23 protein-coding genes are annotated in these 22470 nt (G+C 50.1%); 8 read left to right on the forward strand and 15 right to left on the reverse strand.

Features of this window, described 5'->3' with window-relative positions:
• Positions 1-160: 160 nt before the first annotated feature.
• Together L9P87_RS04890 and tdh are read left to right on the forward strand one after the other, a co-directional pair.
• Complete coding sequence (locus L9P87_RS04890) at positions 161-1357, forward strand: glycine C-acetyltransferase (protein ID WP_237443550.1); 1197 nt, start codon at positions 161-163, stop codon at positions 1355-1357.
• A gap of 21 nt (positions 1358-1378) precedes the next feature.
• Complete coding sequence (gene tdh, locus L9P87_RS04895; protein ID WP_237444376.1) at positions 1379-2404, forward strand: L-threonine 3-dehydrogenase; 1026 nt, start codon at positions 1379-1381, stop codon at positions 2402-2404.
• A 65-nt stretch (positions 2405-2469) separates the two neighbouring features.
• Here the strand turns inward: tdh and L9P87_RS04900 are convergent, their stop codons facing one another.
• Complete coding sequence (locus tag L9P87_RS04900; protein WP_237443551.1) at positions 2470-2631, reverse strand: hypothetical protein; 162 nt, start codon at positions 2629-2631, stop codon at positions 2470-2472.
• A gap of 158 nt (positions 2632-2789) precedes the next feature.
• Between L9P87_RS04900 and L9P87_RS04905 the strand changes: the two genes are divergently transcribed.
• Positions 2790-3383 carry a hypothetical protein gene (locus tag L9P87_RS04905; RefSeq protein WP_237443552.1) on the forward strand — a complete coding sequence of 198 codons (594 nt, stop codon included), beginning with the start codon at positions 2790-2792 and terminating at the stop codon, positions 3381-3383.
• 51 nt (positions 3384-3434) lie between these two features.
• On the opposite strand, the gene L9P87_RS04910 is transcribed toward L9P87_RS04905, so the two are convergent.
• Positions 3435-4562: an acyl-CoA dehydrogenase family protein gene (locus L9P87_RS04910; RefSeq protein ID WP_237443553.1), complete on the reverse strand. Its 1128-nt coding sequence runs from the start codon at positions 4560-4562 to the stop codon at positions 3435-3437.
• Between the two features lie 9 nt (positions 4563-4571).
• On the reverse strand, positions 4572-5759 hold the full coding sequence (locus tag L9P87_RS04915) for an acyl-CoA dehydrogenase family protein (RefSeq protein WP_237443554.1): 1188 nt from the start codon (positions 5757-5759) through the stop codon (positions 4572-4574).
• Positions 5760-6129: 370 nt separating this feature from the next.
• Between L9P87_RS04915 and L9P87_RS04920 the strand changes: the two genes are divergently transcribed.
• Positions 6130-6573: a Zn-ribbon domain-containing OB-fold protein gene (locus L9P87_RS04920; protein ID WP_237443555.1), complete on the forward strand. Its 444-nt coding sequence runs from the start codon at positions 6130-6132 to the stop codon at positions 6571-6573.
• Positions 6574-6595: 22 nt separating this feature from the next.
• The gene (locus L9P87_RS04925) at positions 6596-7783 is read left to right on the forward strand and encodes a lipid-transfer protein (RefSeq protein WP_237443556.1); all 1188 of its coding nucleotides are present in this window, start codon (positions 6596-6598) and stop codon (positions 7781-7783) included.
• Positions 7784-7859: 76 nt separating this feature from the next.
• Here L9P87_RS04925 and L9P87_RS04930 read toward each other — a convergent pair whose 3' ends face one another.
• Both L9P87_RS04930 and L9P87_RS04935 read right to left on the reverse strand, forming a co-directional pair.
• Positions 7860-8438: a VPLPA-CTERM sorting domain-containing protein gene (locus L9P87_RS04930; RefSeq protein WP_237443557.1), complete on the reverse strand. Its 579-nt coding sequence runs from the start codon at positions 8436-8438 to the stop codon at positions 7860-7862.
• 332 nt (positions 8439-8770) lie between these two features.
• The gene (locus L9P87_RS04935) at positions 8771-9343 is read right to left on the reverse strand and encodes a VPLPA-CTERM sorting domain-containing protein (RefSeq protein ID WP_237443558.1); all 573 of its coding nucleotides are present in this window, start codon (positions 9341-9343) and stop codon (positions 8771-8773) included.
• Between the two features lie 408 nt (positions 9344-9751).
• Between L9P87_RS04935 and L9P87_RS04940 the strand changes: the two genes are divergently transcribed.
• A complete protein-coding gene (locus L9P87_RS04940; RefSeq protein WP_237443559.1) occupies positions 9752-10264 on the forward strand; it encodes a DUF2489 domain-containing protein in 513 nt (170 codons plus the stop codon).
• Between the two features lie 75 nt (positions 10265-10339).
• On the opposite strand, the gene L9P87_RS04945 is transcribed toward L9P87_RS04940, so the two are convergent.
• The 5 genes from L9P87_RS04945 to L9P87_RS04960 all read right to left on the reverse strand — a co-directional run bounded on the left by L9P87_RS04945 (position 10340) and on the right by L9P87_RS04960 (position 16152).
• Positions 10340-10966, reverse strand: a complete 627-nt coding sequence (locus tag L9P87_RS04945) for a phosphoadenosine phosphosulfate reductase domain-containing protein (RefSeq protein ID WP_237443560.1) — start codon at positions 10964-10966, stop codon at positions 10340-10342.
• Positions 10967-11106: 140 nt separating this feature from the next.
• Positions 11107-11316: a GDCCVxC domain-containing (seleno)protein gene (locus L9P87_RS17890; RefSeq protein ID WP_354001882.1), complete on the reverse strand. Its 210-nt coding sequence runs from the start codon at positions 11314-11316 to the stop codon at positions 11107-11109.
• A 22-nt stretch (positions 11317-11338) separates the two neighbouring features.
• A complete protein-coding gene (locus tag L9P87_RS04950; protein WP_237443561.1) occupies positions 11339-14464 on the reverse strand; it encodes an efflux RND transporter permease subunit in 3126 nt (1041 codons plus the stop codon).
• On the reverse strand, positions 14457-15746 hold the full coding sequence (locus tag L9P87_RS04955; protein ID WP_237443562.1) for an efflux RND transporter periplasmic adaptor subunit: 1290 nt from the start codon (positions 15744-15746) through the stop codon (positions 14457-14459). Before L9P87_RS04955 ends, L9P87_RS04950 begins: the two co-directional genes overlap by 8 nt.
• Before the next feature lie 166 nt (positions 15747-15912).
• On the reverse strand, positions 15913-16152 hold the full coding sequence (locus L9P87_RS04960) for a VF530 family protein (protein ID WP_237443563.1): 240 nt from the start codon (positions 16150-16152) through the stop codon (positions 15913-15915).
• 125 nt (positions 16153-16277) lie between these two features.
• Here L9P87_RS04960 and L9P87_RS04965 point away from each other — a divergent pair, with 125 nt between their 5' ends.
• Entirely contained in the window at positions 16278-16907 is a 630-nt protein-coding gene (locus tag L9P87_RS04965) for a 2OG-Fe(II) oxygenase (protein WP_237443564.1), read from the forward strand.
• 57 nt (positions 16908-16964) lie between these two features.
• Here the strand turns inward: L9P87_RS04965 and L9P87_RS04970 are convergent, their stop codons facing one another.
• The 5 genes from L9P87_RS04970 to hexR form a co-directional block, all read right to left on the reverse strand.
• Complete coding sequence (locus L9P87_RS04970; protein WP_237443565.1) at positions 16965-17435, reverse strand: FKBP-type peptidyl-prolyl cis-trans isomerase; 471 nt, start codon at positions 17433-17435, stop codon at positions 16965-16967.
• Between the two features lie 78 nt (positions 17436-17513).
• Complete coding sequence (locus L9P87_RS04975) at positions 17514-18206, reverse strand: pseudouridine synthase (protein ID WP_237444377.1); 693 nt, start codon at positions 18204-18206, stop codon at positions 17514-17516.
• Positions 18207-18268: 62 nt separating this feature from the next.
• Entirely contained in the window at positions 18269-19519 is a 1251-nt protein-coding gene (locus L9P87_RS04980; RefSeq protein ID WP_237443566.1) for a dicarboxylate/amino acid:cation symporter, read from the reverse strand.
• 270 nt (positions 19520-19789) lie between these two features.
• Complete coding sequence (locus L9P87_RS04985) at positions 19790-19996, reverse strand: cold-shock protein (protein ID WP_237443567.1); 207 nt, start codon at positions 19994-19996, stop codon at positions 19790-19792.
• Between the two features lie 310 nt (positions 19997-20306).
• Positions 20307-21146 (reverse strand): transcriptional regulator HexR, encoded by an 840-nt coding sequence (gene hexR / locus L9P87_RS04990; protein WP_237443568.1) that lies wholly within the window; start codon positions 21144-21146, stop codon positions 20307-20309.
• Positions 21147-21388: 242 nt separating this feature from the next.
• Here hexR and gap point away from each other — a divergent pair, with 242 nt between their 5' ends.
• Positions 21389-22420 (forward strand): type I glyceraldehyde-3-phosphate dehydrogenase, encoded by a 1032-nt coding sequence (gene gap / locus L9P87_RS04995; RefSeq protein WP_237443569.1) that lies wholly within the window; start codon positions 21389-21391, stop codon positions 22418-22420.
• The last annotated feature ends 50 nt before the right edge of the window (positions 22421-22470 follow it).

Raw genomic sequence — 22470 nt, forward strand, 5'->3', positions numbered from 1 at the left:
GTATACATTCACCCTTTATTTTCTCTTTACGCTAAAAAAATGATTTAGCGCAACACTGCTAGCAAGTAATCATATTGGCCTTTCTGCTAAGCTTAATTACACTACTTCTCGGCATGCCCAACTGCTCCCAGTACTTTCTAAAAATTTATGAGAGGCCGCTATGGCTAAGCAATTATTGCAACAATTATCCGACCAACTTGTTGAACTAAAAGAGCTCGGCCTCTATAAAAGTGAGCGTGTTATCACCACCCAGCAGCAGGCCGAAATTAAGACTATTGAAGGAAAGTCGGTATTAAATTTCTGCGCTAACAACTATTTAGGTTTGGCCAATTCAGCAGAGCTGATTGCTGCTGGCAAGGCTGGACTGGAAAAAGACGGCTACGGTTTAGCCTCTGTCCGTTTTATCTGCGGCACGCAAGAAGTTCACAAACAACTCGAGAACAGAATCAGTGACTTCCTGCAGATGGACGACACTATTCTTTACTCCAGCTGTTTTGATGCCAATGCCGGTTTATTCGAAACCATTCTCGGCGCCGAAGATGCCATCATCTCAGACTCACTCAATCACGCCTCAATCATCGACGGTGTTCGTCTTTGTAAAGCAAAACGCTTCCGCTATGCCAACAACAACATGGCGGAACTCGAACAACAACTTATTGCCGCCGATGAGGCCGGTGCCCGTCACAAGCTGATCGCCACCGATGGCGTTTTTTCTATGGACGGCATCATCGCCGACCTCTCGGCTATTTGTGATCTCGCCGATCAATACAACGCCCTGGTCATGGTCGATGATTCCCACGCCGTCGGTTTTGTCGGTACCAATGGTAAGGGGTCGCCCGAGCACTGTGGCGTGCTCGATCGGGTCGACATCATCACCGGCACCCTCGGTAAGGCGCTCGGCGGTGCCTCCGGTGGCTACACCTCTGCCCGCGGCCCTATTGTCGAATGGCTACGCCAGCGCTCGCGACCCTATTTATTTTCTAATACGTTGGCGCCAGTGATTGCTAATGCCTCTCTTACCGTGCTCGACATCATCGATAACGGTAACGCGCTAAGAGACAAACTCAATAACAATGCCGAGTACTTCCGCAGCGAAATGACCAAGGTCGGCTTCACCCTTGCTGGCTGTGGCCACCCCATTGTGCCGGTCATGCTCGGCGAGGCCACCGTCGCCTCTGAGTTTGCCGAGCGCATGCTGGCCGAGGGTATCTATGTCATCGCCTTCAGTTTCCCGGTAGTCCCCCAAGGTCAGGCTCGTATCCGTACCCAGATGTCTGCTGCGCATTCACTGGCCGATATCGACAAGGCCGTCGCCGCCTTTATCAAGGTTGGTCGTGCGATGAACATTATTCAATAGGAGGCTGTAATGACGGCAACAATGAAAACCCTGGCCAAGAGCCGAGGTGAAAAAGGCATTTGGCTTGAACAGCGCCCCATCCCCGACTGTGGTCACAATGATATTAAGATCAAAATTACTAAGACAGCTATCTGCGGTACAGATATGCATATCTATCACTGGGACGAATGGTCACAAAAAACCATTCCACTGGGCATGCATGTCGGCCACGAGTTCGTTGGCACCATTGTCGAAATAGGCCAAGAAGTAAAAGGATTAAGTATAGGTCAGCGAGTATCCGGCGAGGGCCACATTACCTGCGGTCACTGCCGCAACTGTCGCGCCGGTCGTCGTCATTTGTGCAATAACACCGTCGGCGTCGGTGTTAACCGCGAGGGGGCCTTTGCCGAATATCTAGTCATTCCAGCCGCTAACGCCTTCCCCATACCCGATGATATCAGCGACGACTTGGCTGCTATTTTCGACCCCTATGGCAACGCCGTGCACACTGCTCTTTCCTTCGACATGACCGGCGAGGATGTATTGATTACCGGTGCCGGACCAATTGGCATCATGGCTGTCGCCATCTGTAAGCACATCGGTGCCCGCCATGTAATCATCACCGACGTCAACGAATATCGCCTTGATTTGGCCCGTCAAATGGGTGCCACCCGTGCGATCAATGTGGCTGAGGAAAACCTCAGCGACGCGATGCAAGACATTGGTATGGTCGAGGGCTTCGACGTGGGTTTAGAAATGTCCGGCAACGACCAAGCCTTCGAGCAGATGCTGGCGACCATGAATTACGGCGGCAAGATTTCGCTGCTGGGTATCCCGTCGGCAAACACGGTCATCGACTGGAATATGGTAATATTCAAGGGTTTGATTATTAAGGGGATTTATGGGAGAGAGATGTACGAAACCTGGTACAAAATGGCTGCAATGATTCAATCTGGGCTGGACCTTACCCCCATCATCACCCACCATTTTAAGGTTGATGACTTTCAGCAGGGCTTCGATATCATGGCATCGGGGCAGAGCGGCAAGGTAATCTTAGACTGGCGCTAGGGCTGGCCACAACGCGCTCATTAACAACAGCGCCTGAGCGCTGTTGTTATCATTTTTCAACCGTATTACACCATGCCCGAAACAAGACAAAAAGTACCCAGCATCATACAGCCGGCGACAAGAATCGGATCTGAATTTAAACGCTTATGCATACAGGTATAAATAACCGCACTGCCTATTAACGCCAGGCCGGCAACAACAACAAAAATATGCGCCAACAACATCATAGCTACTTCCATTTATTTGTTATTATGTCAGGGATTAATTGCCACCGTAGGTGAGTTGTTAGGCAATAGCAAGCCTGTCATTCATTCGCTACATTATCGTGGTTTAATACGTTACACTAGGCTCATTGTTTTCACTTTTCGCTACCAACTGTAACATTATGTCGACTGTCTTTATTCTCGAAAATCAATACGGCCAATACCTGAACAAACAGGGTGAGTGGCTGTTGCCTGTGGCAATTAAAACTCTTTATTCTACGGTACACAAAGATGAAGCGCTCAATACCCTGGTAGAAAACAACAGTCAGAATGTCACTTTGCGCGTTAAAATTATCGCCGTCGAGTGCGACGAAAAAGGCCGCCCTATACTGCCCGAGCGCAGAGATGATTTCGAGTTATTACCGGGCAGTCAAGCGGCTGAAGAGAACACTGAAGCCGAGGCTGGCGAGCAAGCCGTCAACGACAGCCAGGCTGTTATTTTTGCCAACGAAGAGGCAACGAACAAGCCCTATAGTATCGATAGCGGCCTGCCGACAGCCGCCGAAATACTGCAGCGACAGCAGGCAGAGCAAGCTAGCAACATCAATACCCTTGCTGATATTAACCACCGTTTCAACCAGCGTGACGAAAGCCCGCCGCTGCCAACAGATAACCTATCCGAGCCGGCATTGAGTGACGAGCAACAGGCTATGTTAGATAGAATGCTGGCGCAGCAAAATCAATTGCTGGCCGACAAAGACACTGATCAAGATTAATCATCGAGGGGATGTGAACCACCCCCTGCAAAGGCTTGAAACCGGCGTAACCTAGCCAACCATCGCCTCACCGGCGGCAATTCTTTTGCCTAATCGAGCCAGTGTCGAGGCACTGGAACCCAGTGTTAACTCGATATGTCGAGCCCACAGACAGTAGCGCCACAGCGGGTAATCTTTATCAATACCAATACCGCCGTGCAGGTGCTGCGATGCATAGCTAACACGGTGACCTACATCGCCAGCCCAAACCTTAGCAATATCGACCTCAACACCGGCATCGTCTTCGGTTTCCAGCAACGATGCCGCCTGATAAGTCGTCAGCTTCAAGCATTCAACATCGATAAAGCTGTTAGCGGCACGGTGTCCCACCGCCTGAAAAGTGGCGACAGGAACCCCGAACTGTTTACGCTCTGCGGTGTATGAGGCGGTCATCCGCATCGATTTATCGCTGATACCAACCTGCATCGCCGCATAGGCAGTTATTGTTCGCTGAGACAGCCAGTCCATCACCACCGCACCGCCACTGCGCGCCAGTACATCCGCGCCATCGACCACAACATTTTCCAGCGTCATTTCGAACTGCGGCTCGCCACTGGTTACCTTCAGACGTTCGAGGCTGACACCTTCAGCTTTCGGGTTGACCAACAACACAGCAACCTCATCGCCGACGGCGACAGAAACCAAGATACGATCAGCCTTATCGGCAAAGGGTACGGCTGTTTTAATGCCATTAATGACAAAACCACCGCCGCTTTTCTCCGCCCTAGTGACAGGTGCGGCTGGGTCTTCTCCGCCAATCTCCATCAAGGCCGCCGACAGCAGACTGCTGCCATTGATTAAATTCGGCAACAATCTATTTTTTTGCTCGTCACTCCCAAAGTGCTGAATCGGTAAACCGGCACTGACCAGGGCGGGAATCACCGGCACCGGCGCGACGGTACGCCCTACTTCTTCGATAAAGAAACACAGCTCAGTAAAGTCGAAGCCCATGCCGCCATTATTCTCTGCGATAGCGACACCGAGCAAACCCGCCTCGGCCAACTTGGCCCACAACGGCTCATCGAAACGATATTGCTGCTGATCTACCTCGGCTAAACGCTCAGTACTAACCTCCTCAGTGAGGATTTGGCGTGCTAGGTTTTGCACATCTTTTTGTTGTTCTGAAAATGAAAAATCCATAATAACCTCCTAGCGTGCCGCACGCGGCATCCATAGACCCGCAGCAGAAATGATATCTCGTTGAATCTCGTTAGTGCCACCACCGAAGGTGATGATCGAGGCGGTCCGGTACATCATTTCTAAGCGCCCACGTATTTGTACCGTCTTTGAATCCAGATGTTCATTGGCCACCTGGCCGAGCACTTCGGCCAACAAACGGTAGGCCTCGATAAAGAACTCTGTGCCATAGACTTTTGCGGCAGAGGCATCCGCCATATCGAGGGTGCCGTTGGTCATCGCCCAAGCCTGCTTGTAGCACATCAACTTTAACGCCTCGATGCCTGTTCTCACCTTGGCCAAATTCATTTGCACCCAAGGCTCATCAATAATGCGCTTGCCGCTGTTATAGCAATTGTCGTTAGCCCAGGTAATTATTTCATTAAGCAACTGCGAAACTGGACCACAGTTGACCAGGCTGAGACGCTCCCGGTTAAGCTGGCTGGTAATCAACTTCCAGCCACCATCAACCTCGCCCACCAAGTGGTCGGCTGGCACTCGAACATTATCGTAATAGGTGGTATTGGTCGTCACATCACCCAGCGTGTGAATCGGCGTACGGCTGTAGCCTTCTGCATCTGTCGGCAGCAAAAAGATTGAAATGCCCTTATGCTTTTTCTGCTCTGGGTCGCTATTGGTCCGCGCCGCAATCCACACATAATCGGCGTGCTGAGCCAGTGAGGTGAAAATCTTTTGCCCCTTGATCACCCACTCATCACCGTCTCGGGTTGCCGTGGTAGTCAACGCCGCCAAGTCAGTACCGGCACCGGGCTCAGAGTAAGCAATCGTCATAATCGACTTGCCACTGAGAATTCGCGGCACCATTAAATCGCGCATTCTCGGTGTCGCATTGGCTGCTAAGATCGGACCAACAGACTCGGTGGTGAGAAAGGGAAAGGGGAAACCCGTGCGCATCACCTCCTCAATAAAAATCATCTGTTCGAGCTCGGTCATACCCCGGCCGCCCATCTCCTTCGACCAGCCGACACCAATCCAACCGTCTTTGCCCAGCTTGTCCATGGCCTGCCAAAACAACGGACCCCCACCCTCTCCTGGGGTGGCATCCACCTCTGCACGCAGCTCAGGTGTCATCAACTCTGCAAAATAGGCACGCAGCTCTGCTCTCAGCGCCGCCTGCTCGGGAGTAAACTCGACTTTCATAACAACTCCATTATTATATGAAATAAAATTCTTTTATTTCATCTGGTTATACCATTTTTTATTGTTTCATCGGGCTATAGAAGCCCTGTCGTAATCGATGATTTTCTGATCCTATGATTGAAAATAAGTGCCGTTAGAACAATAGCAAAATAGGTCAACTTGACTGTCAAAATTGCACAGCGGTCAATCGAGTGTCAGGCTCTGCAAAAGCAGTAGCCCATTTGTATTAAAAAGCCGACATAATAGCGGGACTAATGACACTGCTGATTGAAGTCTTTAAGACACTAGGTGTACTCTAGCAGGCAATATAAATAGACCCATTATTCAACCTGCTCTGCTTTCAGGCTAGGCACTCTCAACGGAGATATTCATGAGCACAAAACCGCAAGTTGCCGCCATCGAAGGCTGGTATACGATGGATGCCGACAATCCACATCTGATCGGCACCTGCTGTAAAGAGTGCGGCACCTACTATTTCCCAAAGCTGGCCACCTATTGCAAAAACCCAGCCTGCGAAAGTGAGAGCTTTGATGAGGTTGAACTCAGCCGCACCGGTAAGGTTTGGTCCTATACAAACGCCTGCTACAAGCCACCGGAGCCCTTTGTGGCCGCCGAGCCTTTCGCACCCTATGCCATCGCCGCTGTCGAGCTCGACAAAGAGAAGATGATTATTCTCGGCCAAGCCATCGAAGGGGTCGAAGTCGCCGACTTGAAAGTCGGCATGGAGGTCGAGCTGGTACTCGAAACCTTATACCAAGACGAAGAAGCTGACAGGCTAACCTGGAAGTGGAAACCCGTAGCAAACCCCGCTTAATTGACGTTGATAGGAATTTATAATGAGTGATGAAATTGCCATTCTCGGCGTAGGCATGCACCAATGGGGCAAATGGGGCCGCAACTTTACCGAATACGGTGTTAAGGCTGCTCGCGATGCGATCAAAGATGCCGGTATCGACTGGAAAGAGGTTCAATTTGTTTCTGGTGCCGCCACCATGCGTTGCGGCTATCCTGGCTATGTTGCCGGCGCCACCTTTGCTCAGGCGTTAGGCTGGCAAGGCGCCGAAGTTAACACCTCCTATGCTGCTTGCGCCTCTGGTTCACAGGCCCTCGCCGCAGCCCGTGCCAAGATTCTCTCCGGCCAGGCCGATGTCTGTCTGGTTGTCGGTGCCGACACCACACCCAAGGGGTTCTTGGCTCCCGCCAAGGGCTTCCGACCGGAAGACCCAGATTGGGTGCGCTTCTACCTCGGTATCACCAACCCATCCTATTTCGCGCTGTATGCCCGTCGACGAATGGATTTATACGGCGATACGGAAGAAGACTTCAGTATGATTAAGGTGAAGAATGCTGAGCACGGTTTCACCAACCCCTACGCACGCTACAAAAAGAAGTTCAGTCTCGATGATATTAGAGAGTCACCGATGGTGGCCGACCCGCTGCGCCTGATGAACATCTGCGCCACCAGTGATGGCGGTGCCGCCATGATTGTCTCCAGCGTCGAGTACGCCAAGAAGATTGGCAAGGGTGATGCCCCCCGCGTTGCTGCAATTTCAACCGTCACGCCGACCTTTGCCAACTCTGTCGTTGAGATGCCCGATATCGCCACAGACTCGGCTGCCGCAGCAATGGTTGAAGGCCAGAGCTTCCGCGCCTCGCTGCCGGTGAAAGCCTACGAAGAAGCTGGAATAAGCCCCAGCGACGTCGACCTGGCAGAAGTCTACGATTTATCATCAGCACTGGAGCTGGACTGGATCGAAGATTTACAGCTGTGTGAGCGCGGCACTGCCGCCCAACTCATTCGCAATGGCGACACTAAAATAGGTGGCCGCATCCCGGTCAACACCTCTGGTGGCCTAGCCTGCTTTGGCGAGGCGGTACCGGCCCAAGCACTGGCGCAAATATGCGAACTAACTTGGCAGCTCCGAGGCCAAGCCGGCGACAGACAGGTTGAGGGTGCCAAGGTAGGGATTACGGCCAACCAAGGTCTGTTCGGTCACGGCTCCTCGGTTATTATTAAGAAGTAAGTCAACGAACTGACATACTGAGCAAGCACAAAAAAAGCCGCGACATCGCGGCTTTTTTTATGGTTTTCTATCCTTGCTATTGTCGTCTTTTCGCTCGACCCAAACCGCCCAAACCAATCAACGCCGAACCCAGCAACCAAGCCGAAGCCGGCACTGGAACAGCGTATTGACCATATTCAATCGATGACACAAACGTGCTCGTCCAGTAACCCGCACTGGCAATAGTAAACCATTCTATGCCGTTAGCACCGATATTGAACAAACCATCTGTCGCATCTCCCGACAACAGCAATGATAAGCCATTGCTGTCGGTATAAGAGACTTTATCGGGCCCGGTCCAGTCGTGCCAAGTACGTTTATCGAATGCAATGTTTTTTAAACTCACTGCATCTGTAAAGCTAAACGTCATGGTTTCACGACCAATACTTTGGAAATGCCTAACCCCGCCATTCACTCCTAAACCGCGCCGGTTTTTAGTGATGGAAGCAGAGCGACCATAACGAGTCGCGGTAATATCAACACCAACACCATCAGAGCTGGTACTGTAGGTCGATGTTTTACCATAACCACCGGTTAAATCTAACGAGCCGGCAGAGGCCCCCACACTAACAACAGCGGCGACCAAGGGCATAGCCAACTTGGCTGTTAACTTCATTAGAAACTCCTTGTAAATCATTATTGTTATCTTTGCGTCCGCTTACCATATAACGGCCATTGACGCATGATGGTCATGGCCGTAACACCCCTGCTCATAGCAAACTGCTTTGCACAGGCTCGTCCATTCACAAAACGACCAACACGCTAAACATAAAGATAGACAGAAAAATCAGAAAACAATAATATTTTTTAGAAGCTAACAGCACGAAATTTATAATTCAAAAAAACAATTTAGTCACTTTGCGACGACAAATACAGTGAATTTTTAACAAAAACCAAATATTACAAACAAAAAAGCCAGGGGCAAACCCTGGCTCTAAAAAATATAAATTATTTTTTCTTACGACGTAATCCTACCAAACCTACCAACGCAGAACCAAAAAGCCATGCGGATGCAGGCACAGGGACAGCATACTCACCGTAATTAATGCTATCAACAAATGTGCTAGTCCAATTACCTGCCGCAGAAATAGTAAACCAATCTACATTATTCTGACCGATATCAAATGAACCATCGGTAGAATTACCCGATAAAGTTAGGCTCAGTCCGGTGCTGTCAACGTAGCTAACCTTATCTCTACCCGTCCAATCGTACCAAGTCTTACTGTCAAAAGAGATATTCTTAAGACTGACCGCATCGGTGAAATTAAACGTCATGGTCTCACGACCAATACTCTGGAAGTGATTCACCCCACCCTTCACACCCAAGCCACCTCGGTTCATCGTCACTGACGCCGAACGGCCATATCGAGTGGCAGTAACATCGACACCGATACCATCAGAGCTGGCCGAGTAGGTACTGGTTTTGCCATAACCGCCGGTGAGATCCAACGACCCTGCCGACGCCATGCCACTGGCAGCTACTGCCACTACAGCAACCGCTATTTTTGATTTTATTGTCATGCGTAAATCCTCGCTAATATTTATTGTTATGCTGACGAGTAAATAAACAGCGGCCGTTGCCGCCACGTGATCAAACAATCCGCTGAAATTTGGTCCGGCTAAACCTCTAACAAGACCACAACAATTTCAGCTGCCTCTCCCATGGTTCTTATAAAGCAATTCCTAGGCCAACAAAGAAATACTTTTTTAACCATTAAAAACAACAGCTTAATAAAATTAAATTTATTGAAAAATGTCGCCATGTTAAATACTTCGACATACGGCTGTCGAAAACGTGAACGATTCGACGTTTTTCATTTACAGCAGAATCAAGCCTTTATGTCGCCACCGTTCAATCACTGATATATCGAGCGCCGGCTATGGTATTATCTGCACTTTGCCACTTATCACGCTCGGGTATACACCGTTATGGAATCATCAACCGCCATACTGTTATTGATTGCAGCCTTGGTTATCGTCTCTGCGCTGGCCTTCATTGCCCTGCGCAGCACTACTGCTGTGAAGCAGAAACAACTGAAGAACGATAAAAATCTTGAACTACTAATGCAGGACCAGCAGCAACGGCGTGACTATGCCCAGCAAAGTATCCGTCTGCTAACCCTGGGGGCAATGGATGAACAAGTACCGTTGGTCGAAGCCTGCATCCGCATCAACGGCCTATTCGATTTCATGGGCCACGATGAAAACCTTCGCCTGCCCTATACAATTTTTGCTGACATAGCGACTCAGACCAGCCACATACCCACCAAGGAGGACTGGAAAGACCTCAAGCGTAAAGAGCGCCGCGGTTATGAGCAGTTGATGTTAAGGCTGGAGCAGCAGCACAAGAAAGCCATTCTGACAGCGCTGAGCGAGCTTAAAAACAACGGTTTTCTCGACCCCAAGGCGGCCTCATCGGAGCCACAGTTTTACCAGGCCTAGACGATGGATGTCACTGCATAGTACTCAGACACAAAAAAGCCGCTTAATAGCGGCTTTTTTGTGTCTGAACAATGACTAAATACTGGTATGCAAACCACACTCACGCTTATCTTCAACCTTGGTCGGATCAAAATAACGCTGACAACTCGGTAGTTTATTGTCATCCATATATTGATCAACCTGCTGATCAGACCAATAAAAAATTGGCGCCACCTTGAGAATGCCACGACTATCCCAGGAGACAATATCGAGCGTCTCTCTGAAGGCTGTCTCGTCCTTACGAATACCCGTCAACCATATCTCTGGCTGATGCTCGGCGAGAGCGCGTGAGAACGGCTCGAGCTTGACCTGCCGGGTAAACTCCTTATGCAACGCCTCATCTTCGAGGGTCGGTATACCCATTAACGCATCGCGGCGAGCCGTTGTCATTAACGGCGCATAGCTTGATAAGTTCAGCTGTAACTCTTCAGTTAACTGCGTGGCGACATTATAGGTATCGCGAGTATTATACCCCGAGTCAATCCAAACCACGGGGATACGGCGATCAACCTTGACCAACTGATGTAGCATAACCGCTGCATTAGGGCTAAAGCTCGTCGTTAGAATCGTTTTCTTCTGTAATTCAATCGCCCAACGAATCACCTCTTCCGGCGACTTATCACGAAGCTCTGCATTGATTTCAGTTAGATTAAAATTGTTCATTTCTGTTCCTCTACTACCAACATCGGCAAATATCGATGCAGTGATATTTGCTTAAGGGGCGAACTATATGCAAACAAAATAATATAATCAACGCGGATTGGTATAACTTTTTCTTCTATACATATGACTTGGCGAAAAACTTACCCCCTTCTTGACACCTTGCCCCCCTTATTCTTTGATTGAACGCAGGGCACCGTGCCGAAACTGCAGAAAATACAACACGGGTCAGCGCCTGCCGCCTGCAATAGCTTAGCGCAGGCCAAACAACGATAGTCAGCCAACAATTCTGTCGCCAGCGTGTCCTCCACGGCCTTAAAACCACAGTGTGGACACTGGATAATTGAGCGCACCCTCCCCTCCTATTACTCTTTCTTAGGCGTTTACCGGCTTGGTTTTGCTTATCGGGGCATTAAAATCAGACAGTATCATATAGAGGCAGGGCACTAAGAGCAGCGTAATCACTGTCGCAAAGACAATACCAAAACCCAATGATATGGCCATCGGAATAACAAACTGCGCCTGTACGCTGGTCTCCAGTAGCATCGGCAAAACACCGAAAAAGGTGGTCAACGAAGTCAACACAATAGCCCTAAAGCGCAGCTTACCAGCACCCACTACCGCAACATCGATAGCCTCTCCCCCTTTTACTCGCCGGTTAATGTGGTCCACCATAATCAAGCTATCGTTCACTACCACTCCGGCAAGGGCAATAATGCCAAAGATCGACATCATACTAACGGTCACCCCCATTAGGGCATGGCCCACAACGGCGCCAATCAAACCAAAGGGAATGACACTCATGATGATGATTGGCTGAGTATAGGAGCGAAGGGGAATCGCCAGTAGCGCATAGATACCCAGCAACGCCAAACCAAAACCAACAAACAGTTCACGCTCCATCACCTCACTTTCCTGCGTACTGCCATCGAGCTGATAATCGACAGCGGGGTAACGCTGAAAAAGCTCAGGAAAGAACACATTGATAATGGCATTATTAACCACTGAGGGTTCGAGCACGGTTTTGTCGGCCTTGGCAGTCACCTGCGCCGCTTGCAAGCCGTTAATTCGGGTAATCGTCGCCTCGCTCATTGTACTGTCTAATTCCGCCACTGAAAGCAGCGGGAATTCGTCACCGCCATCACCGCGAATGGTCATATTTTCTAAGTTGGACAATGATTGTCGTTGTTGCTCTGGGTAGCGCACCATGACCTTGATTTCATCAAAGCCCCGCTGCACCCTTTGCGCCTCGCGACCATAAAAAGCCTCTCGCACCTGACTGCCTATATCAAATAACGATAACCCCACAGCCTGTGCCGCCGGCTTGATGGCCAAATCAATTTCACTGATTTGATCGCCAATACCATTTTGCACATTCGACAAACCGCTATAGCCCTTGAGCTGAGCGGTTAATTCCGCCGCCGCCGCCCGCAACTGTACAGGATCATCACTGACCAGGTTGTAGGCAATATCCTCTCCAATCTGATCGTCAACGGCAGAAAAAGTCAGTACCTTGGCGCCGATGATCTCACCCACCTGTTGCTGCCACTGCTCAACAATTTCTAGGCTGCCGACACTCCGCTCCTCCTGCTTGGTCAATTCCAACATGAAGAAGCCGATGCGACCATCGGCGCTATAATTAAAAAAGTGCTTAATAAAGCTTTTATCACTACCCGTTTCCGTAAGGTAGCGCTGCTCAACCTGCCGAATCGCCTGTTTAATGTGATTAACTGCCTCTACGGTCTTTAACTCATTCGTACCCTGCATCATCTCTAATTGAGCACTTACATAATCGTTAGGAGAGTCAGGGTGCATGACATAGCGTACCCAGCCGCCCCCCATCATACCTATCGTTAGAATAAAAATGCCGATAAAGGCCGCCAACGTGGTGTATCGTTCAGCGATGCAGCGATGCAGGAATGGCTGGTATTTTTCCACCACAAAACGCTGCAGATGAGCGTTACACTTGGTTTGTAAACGCTGGTGACGCTCGCTGCGTACCCAGCGGAACAAACTCTGTTTGCGGTGCGCTATATGCGCAGGCAGAATCCATTTCGATTCAATTAATGAGAACATCAAACAAAAAATAACCACAAAACCACAGGCCGCAGGGAAGTTGGCCAGCGTGCCGCTCATAAACAGCGTCGGCAAGAAGGCACAGATAGTGGTTAACACGCCAAAGGTCGCCGGCGTTGCCACCTTGTGCGCTCCCATGATGACACTGCTATGACTATCACCATCGGTTAACATCGTACTGTGAATGCTCTCGCCAATGATAATGGCATCATCAACCACAATACCCAGCACTAGAATAAAGCCAAATAAGCTGATCATATTAATGCTGACACCCACCAGCGGCAGCATAATAAAAGTACCGAGGAAACATACCGGTATACCAATCATCACCCAGAAAGCGATACTCAGTTCCATGAATAAGCCAAGCGTGATAAACACCAAAAGAGCACCGATGGCCAGATTCTTAACCATCATCGATAACCGACCATCCAGGTAATAGGTGCTATCGGCCCAATAATCAATTGTTACGCCTGGCGGTAGAGTTTGCTTCTTTGCTGTCACATAGGCCTTGGCCTGATCGGCAATGACGACCAAGTCTTGATCGCCGACGGCATACACCGCCAAGGCAACACTGTAGGTCTCATCGAACAACGCCGAGCCAGTGGCCTCGACAAAGCCATCCTTAATAGTGGCTATATCACCCAATAGCAATCGGGTGCCGTCAGCAAAAACCAATAATTCAATCTGCTCGAAATCCTGCTGTCGATAGGCCTGACCACTAACCCGCAGACGGACATCGCCATTGGCGGTATTTATCGCTCCTGCTGGCAAATCAACTGAGGCACGCTGAATGGCCAAGGCAATCTTACCCAAGGTTAAGCCATAGCGTCGCAGCACTGATTCCGACACCTCGACAGCAACCTCGTAGTCACGGGTGCCATAGACCTTAACACGGGCAATATCGGTGGTGGCCAACAACTCACGCTTCATTTCATCGGCCAGGGTCTTAGCCGCCGATTCGGTCAGGGCCGGACCATAAATTTGCAACTGAATCGCCTGCCAACTGGGGTCAATTTTACTGACCACTGCCCGCTCGGCCTGTTTGGGGAAGCTGCTGATAGCATCAACAGCTATCTTGACCTCATTGAGCACCTGATTAATATCGTAGCCCTCAACAATTTCAATGTTGACCCGCGCCATCGAGTCATTGGCAACAGACGCGACCCGTTTAATCGAACTAATATCCTTGATCGCTTCTTCAATCTTAAATATGACGCCCCGTTCGACTTCGGCAGGGCTGGCTCCTGGGTAAGGCACCACGATATTCATCGCATTGATTTCAAACTCAGGCGTCAGTGATTTTTTTATACTGACAGCACCATACAAGCCGACGACAATAATAAAAAACATCAATAGGTTAGCGGCCACGGGGTTGCCAACAAACCAAGCTATAATGCCTCGATGTTGTGCCAATGGCTTATTCATCGCCAGCCACCTCCTCAGCCATTGACTCAGTCACAGCGCTGGCGTCAGACGCCTGCTCACTCTCAGGCACTGTCACCGGCTGTGCAAGCTCAGTGTCGCTGGGGACGGATAACGTCTGCTGGTTTATCGTCACCAACCGGCCCTCTAACACCTGACCTAAGCTGGTCAGAGACAGTTTATCGCCGTCATTCAAACCCGCTTGAATATAGGTCTTATTGGCACTGATCTTCAGCGGCTCAACAACCCTATCTTGCAGCTGATTATTATCGTCAACCAACCACACACGATTACCGGGGCGCAGTAAATAACTGGGGATCTCAATCAGCCCCTGCAACAGGCGGCCGCTCAGCGAGGCCTCGACAAAGCTGCCAATGCGCAACGGTTGTCGAGCAGTATCTGTCGCTCTTAAACCATAGGGGTCTTCAATACGGGCTACAACATGCAACACCCGGGAACGGTCATCCAATACTCCTTCAGTACGAGTTAGCATCGCCTGCCACTGCTGCTGCTCCATGCCTTCGCTATTGGTCAACAGGATTGGCGAGGGTTCATGACGTCGCTGCCCAAAGGCGTCGGGTAACTGCAAGTACGCCAGCTGGAATTCTGGAATGGGCAGCCTTACCTCTGCATAATCGATGGCAAAACTAACCGCCAAGGGCGAGCCAACGGTAACATAGCGACCGATATCAGCCTGTTTCTGTCGCACCAAACCATCGAATGGCGCCCGAATAGAGGTGCGTTTTAAATCATCTTTTGCCTGCTGATAATTGGCCTCCGCCGACTCTAAATTGGCCGAGGCCTCCAATAGCTGCGGTTTTCTCAGCGCCAAATCCTTCGCTGCTTGATCAACATTTTTATTGTTTCGTGTTTTCCACTGCTGATCTGCAACATAAGCCCTGCCTTGTTCCTGAGCGAGAGCACTCTGCGCCCGGGCAACGTCGGCCTCCGCCTTTTTTAACGCCGTTTTGTAGCGACTGTCATCAATCTTTAACAGCTGTTCGTTCTTTTTAAAAAAGCCTCCAACGACAAAATTTTCAGAGACTGCAACTATTCGCCCCGCGACCTCCGAGGTCAGTGTCGACTGGGTTCGCGGCAACACCTGGCCGTAACTCTGTAACTCGAGCTGTACGTCTGCCTTTTGAACCACTAAAACGTCCACGACCAAGGCTTTTTGTACGACCACAGACTGCTCCGCCTCAGGTCGTGTTAGCACCATCACAAGGGCGACTAACATGGCAATCACAAGTATCAACAGAGGTTTTTGTGCTTTTTTAAGCTGCATTACAGTACCAACAGTTCCGTCTTAAATTTTCAACAGCAAACCCTCAGGCTGGCTGCGACATGGTTTTGTTATTATTAAATTAATCCTAGCAATGCCTTGACGCTTATAGGCATTACTATACTGTCATTTACAGCGTCAACATTAACGCGGACAAACACTTATCCCCCTAAGGTTTGGCCCATGGCGACTGCTTAGTCTGCAGGTAGAGCGCCTCCACCTTCTCTCTCGCCCAAGGCGTTTTACGCAAAAACTTCAACGAGGAGCTGATACTGGGGTCACTTTCAAAGCAGCGAATGGCAATACGCTGTGCCAAGCCATCCCAGCCATAGTGTTGATGTAGCTCGGTCACGATGGCCTTCAATGTAATGCCGTGAAGCGGATTGTTTTTCTGTGTCGGTTGCGACATAAAATTCTCAAAGCGAAAAAGATAATAAGCCAAATATAGCCGTCAACATCAAATATTGGCGGGGTTTTGTCGCCATCGGCAAAAATCACTGGCACGGCGCCATACAACAGGATTAAATAGCCGCCATGACAGAGATGAATTTTGAACAGCTAGCCGATGATATTGCCGATGCCTTGGTTAATCAAGGACGTATCACTATTGACGATTTTCTACCGCCCCATATTACCCACTCACTGCTGACCAAGGCTCGCAGCCTGGCGGCTAATCAGTGGCAAAATGCCGGCATTGGCCGTGGTAATCAACACCAACAAGCCCGCGACATCCGCAGTGACGCCATCCACTGGCTGGACTACGATGACAGTGCAGAACAACACTACCTTGCCTCACTTGAGCAGCTGCGGGTAGCGATCAATCGTCGACTTTATTTGGGGCTGTTTGACTCCGAGAGTCACTTTGCCAGCTATCGACCTGGCGATTTCTATAAAAAACATATCGATGCTTTTAAGGGCAACAGTAATCGGGTACTGACTATTGTGTACTACCTCAATGAGCAGTGGCAGTCAGAGGATGGCGGTGCGTTAAAAATTTATTCTGATATCGACAGCGGCGACAAAGGCCGGCAAGTTATCGATACGGTATTACCTCAGTTCGGGCGGATGGTTATCTTCCTGAGCGAGAAATTCCCCCACGAAGTGGAGATCAGCCACAGAGATCGCTTTAGCATTGCGACGTGGTTTCGCATCAATAGCGGGTGATGTAACAGAGGAGGGAGAGATGACAGCAGCGGAGAGACCACTGCTGCACAGGCGTTCTTAGTGAACGTGACCGTGATCCAATTCTTCGGCGCTGGCCGCACGAACCGCATCAATAGTGCCCTTAAAACACAGTACCATGCCCGCCAATGGGTGGTTGCCGTTCACCGTGACAAACTCGTCATTGACATCAACCACGGTGACATTCATGGTTTGACCGTCGCCGCCAGTGGCTGTTAACGCGGTACCCGGTACCAACTCGCCATCAAAACCTTCAAACGAAGCAACAGGCACCTGTTGAATCATTTCAGGATTGACTTCACCGTAGCCATCGACAGGTTGAACAACCACTTCAAAGCTGTCACCCACACTGAGGTTTTCAAGAGCTGTTTCAAGACCTGGAATAATATTTTGAGCGCCGTGCAAATAATTCAACGGCTCCTGACCATTCGATGAATCGAGCACATCACCGGCTTCGTTGCTAAGGGTATAATGGATTGAAACAACGTTGTTGGCGCTAACTTTAGACATTCTAAGCTTCCGTTAATGAATATTAAGGCAGTGATTATAGGGGCATTGGCAATACACCACAACTGTTGTCGAGCGGCCTCAATCGGTGAACAGCGCCACTTCCTGTTCCGTGAGAGCACGATACTCTCCCGCAGCCAGATCCGCATCTAAATGTAAGCCACCGATTGACTCACGATGCAAGCCCACCACCCGATTACCCTCACTGGCAAACATCCGCTTAACCTGGTGGTATTTACCCTCGTGTATCGTCAGACGGGCTTGATGGCTGGCAATAATTTCCAGCACTGCAGGCTTCGTCGTGACATCCTCGTAACGCAAATAGACACCGGCCGCAAAACGTTCGACGGCGGCGGCGAGAATAGGCTCGACGGTGGTTACTAAATAAGTCTTACCGACCACTTTATTGGGTGATGTGACCCGATGGTTCCACTGACCATCGCTGGTAATCAATAATAAACCGGTGGTATCGGCATCGAGTCTTCCGGCGATTTGTAGGCCGCTATTATCCTCTTGCAATAGATCCAGTACTACCGGCTGCTGACTATCGGCATTGGCGCTGAGATAGCCTGCCGGCTTGTGCAGCATAAAGTAGCGTTCACCAACCACGACCAGCGGTTCGTTATCGATCGCCACTGCCGCATTATCGGCGACACTGGCATTCCCCCCGGCCACGACAGCGCCGTCGACAGTCACCCGCTGCTGTTTGATGAGTTTTTTGGCATCGCTACGGCTGTAGCCTGAATTATTACTGATATATCGGTCGATTCGCATCACCGAATTATGCCACAGCGGCCAACCTCAGGACAGGGCTGACCATGAATCTGGCTGGCGGTTTAAGACTTCAACGACTGGTCGACACCGTGGGTGATAACATTATCGCCAAAGACATTCAAACAGGTTTCAAAGCTGTCCTGTATTGCCGTCAGGGTAAACGCCAGCCCGACCACCAAACCACTTTGATCGGCACTTAAACCGAGGGCATTGAGCGAGACAAAAAGCAGCATTAACGAACCACTGGGGACGCCACCGGCACCGACTGACACAATGGCGGCGCTGAAGATAACAATCATCAACTCCATCAAACCAAGATGCACCTCGAAAACATTGGCGGCAAAAATAGTGAACACGGCAACGGTTATCGCCGCGCCGGTCATATTCATCGTGGCACCAATGGGAAGAGCGAAGCGGCTGACCGACTGATCGACGCCCATATCATCCATGGTGGCAATCGACACCGGCAGCGTCGCCGCCGAACTACGGGTAAAGAACGCGGTAACACCAGCGGTTTTAAAAATCCGCCACATCACAGCATAGGGGTTTTGCCGGGCCAGTAAGTAATGGGTCAACGGGTAAACAATGAGAGCAACAAACACCATCGCAGCGACTAGTGCCCCCAGAATACTGGCAAAGGTGCCGGCCAATGTCGCGCCATAGACACCGATTGACGATACCACTATGCCGAAAATGCCAATCGGCGCAAAGTGCATCACCCAACCGACAATGGTCAGCATGGTGTCATTAACATGGCCGATAATTTTAACCAACGGCGAGCCAGGATGACTCTCTTCATTCACCTTCAATGCAATACCGATAACCAGTGCCGCGACAATAACACCGAGGAAATTACTGCTCGACAAGGCTGAGAATGGGTTGGCCAATGCACCAATAAAGGTATTATAAAGTGTGCCGCTAATCGAATCAGCGCCGAGATTCTGCGCACCGGTGACGCTGCTGCTAATCCCCTCCAAGGCAAAACCACTACCCACATTAAACGATAGCGCCATGATTGTACCGACTAATGCGGCGACCAAAATAGTCAAGCCATAACTCATGACCACCCGCTTGCCAACACTACCAAATTTATCGGTCTCGATCGTCGTGGCACCGGACAGCAGTGAGAAGAAAATAACAGGAATGACAACAGCCTTTAAGCCGGCAACAAAAATATCACCGAGTACCGCCAGTTTTTCTGGAAACCCCCAACCGGCAGCATGAGCGATGCCACCAATAATACAACCCAGCACAAAGGCCCACATGATCCGCTTGACTAAACTCGCCTGAAAATATCGCGCCAACATATCCATCTCCACCCACGAAAACTAAACTGATTCCGCTGTTTATAACGTTTTCCACCGTCGGATAACAGCGACCCATGCAATAGCTGCTGACGAGTTGATTCATCACAATAATTATGCCCCGCAACAGCAGTGCATCCAACAGCTCCGCCGAGCATCAATAACAGGGCGCTATCAATCGGTAAAGTATAAATCACAGGCGAAAAAAAAGGGCAGACTTTACGTCTTGCCCCTTTTTTGATTTGACCACTAAACCGTGGTCAATCACAGTGCTCTACATTATAGAACAGTGATGTTCTCTGCCTGAGGACCTTTCTGGCCCTGAGTAACAGTGAAAGAAACCTTTTGGCCTTCAACAAGAGTTTTGAAGCCTGAACCGTTGATTGCACGGAAGTGAGCGAAAACGTCAGGGCCGTTTTCCTGCTCGATGAAACCAAAACCTTTAGATTCGTTGAACCACTTAACAGTACCGGTAGTATCAGACATAGTAATATCCATTTTTTCAAGAGTAATTTACGCCCTAATGGGCTGTTTTGCTGGAAGCTTGCTATTACTTATGAAAAACAGGACTAGCCGATGCGCATAAATATAAGTCGTACTTTCAAGCTACGAGGAATTATATACTCCTTTATGCCGTTGTCAACGTCGTAAATAGACCTATAAGAAAGTATCCGTGTTCGACATCAAAAAAATAGCAAATTGATGCAATACGGGTACAAAACACTATTAAATCGGTTGTATAGCAGAAATCAAAGCTGGCTAATTGACGGTAAAATCACCGGCCATTTTAGTTTTATTAAAAACGCGTATCGTCGAGGCTATGTTTGATTTTTTGCAACCTTTCCCCCCCCTCTTGTCCCTGTGCCAACGCCAAGCCTGTGGCGATAATATCAATAATGGTTAAGATGACAATCCGCGTAGTCATCGGCACATAAACCGTTGTATCCTCCAGCTCGTCGCCGGAAGTTATTGTAATATCTGCCAATTTTGCAAGCGGCGAGCCAGGACTGGTAATGGTGATCAGCGTCGCACCGCTTTTTTTGGCAATCTTGGCAACCTCGATCATCGACTTGGTGCGGCCAGTAATAGAAAACATCAAAATCACCGTCTGCTCACCGGCCGCCGCCGCCGCCATGCGCTGCATCAGATGATCCTGATAGGCGATGGTCGGCACGCCGAGGCGAAACAGCTTGTGCTGAGCGTCCTGTGCCACCGCCGCCGAGCCGCCAACACCGAAGATATCAATCTGTCGCGCCTGCTTTAAGGCCTCGACCGCCTGCTCTATCGCCTCGGTCTCGAGGTGGCTGCGGATATATTCGAGTGCCGCCTGATTGGCGCTGATGCGCTTTTCAATATAACTGCCAGCACTATCACCCGGCGACACCGCCTCGGTGATAAACGATTCCTTGCTGGCCAGGCTCTTGGCCAGTTGGACCTTAAACGCAGGGAAACTCTGACAGCCTAAGGTTTTACAGAGCCGCGACACCATCGGGTCGCTGACTTCGGCACGCTTGGCCAACTCCGCCGTGGTAATGGTAACGATGGCTTCGGGGTTCGACAATATCACCTCGCCGATACGGTGCTCAGCCTTGCTGAGGTTCGCCATCGACTGCTGTAACCGGATCAGTACACTCATCGCGCGCGCTCGTCGGACATCATCTGGGGGGGCTGCCTAAAGAATGAAAAGGAATGGCGCTAGATTAGTGAGAAACGTCACCAAGGTAAACAAAAACAACACTTTTACCATCACACAATGTAATTGAATTAAACAATATCTAATTAAATTAACATTTTTAGATGAATTTACAGCTAAAATAGGGCATTATTTAACTAAGCTAAATTAATTAGTGTAATTCAATAACAAGAAAGGGTTAGGTTATGGCTATTCGTGTCGCTATTAATGGTTACGGTCGCATCGGTCGCAATATTCTTCGTGCGCTGTATGAATCAGATTTTCGTCAGCAGATAGAATTGGTGGCTATTAACGACTTAGGTAGCACCGAATTCAACGCCCACCTCACCGCCTTCGACTCAGTTCACGGACGCTTTCCCGGTACGGTTGAACACAGTGACGGAGAACTGATCATTAACGGTGACAGCATCCAAACCTTTTCCCAGCGCGATCCAGCGCTGCTGCCCTGGGGGCATTTGGATATCGATGTGGTCTATGAGTGCACAGGCTTTTTTACCAGCCGCGACAAGGCCCAAGCCCATATAAAGGCTGGCGCCAAGAAAGTTATCATTTCTGCTCCGGCAGCCGATGTTGATGCCACCGTGGTCTTTGGCGTCAACCAACAAGTGCTGAATGCCGACAGCCAAATCATTTCCAACGCCTCCTGTACCACCAACTGCCTGGCGCCAATGGCAAAAACACTGCACGACGCGGTCGGTATTGTTCAAGGGAGTATGACGACAATCCATGCCTTTACCAACGACCAAAATCTGCACGACGTTTATCACGCCGATAAATTCCGCGCCCGCGCCGCCGGCCAATCGATGATTCCCACCAAGACCGGTGCCGCTCAAGCCGTCGGTCTGGTGCTACCGGAACTGGCTGGCAGACTCGATGGCATGGCTGTTCGCGTTCCCACCGCCAACGTCTCGCTGGTCGACCTGGTGTTTATCGCCGGCCGCGATACCTCCGCCGAGGAGATTAATCAGCTGATGAAATCCGCGGCTAATAACGGCCTCAAAGGTGTGCTGGATTATAACGACCAGCCGCTGGTCTCGATTGACTTCAACCACCAGCCCGCCTCCTCCACCTTCGACGCCAACCACACCAAAGTCGACGGCAGGATGGTCAAGGTAATGGCCTGGTATGACAACGAGTGGGGTTTCTCTAACCGTATGCTAGACAACACCCTGGCGCTGATGGCCGCCGATGCAATAAAAACCGAACACGCCGCCTGAAAGACACCGTAGTGATGGGCACAGCGACGAGGATCACTTGGCGCTGTGCC

The sequence above is a fragment of the Sinobacterium norvegicum genome (assembly GCF_923077115.1).
Classification (GTDB): domain Bacteria; phylum Pseudomonadota; class Gammaproteobacteria; order Pseudomonadales; family Sinobacteriaceae; genus Sinobacterium; species Sinobacterium norvegicum.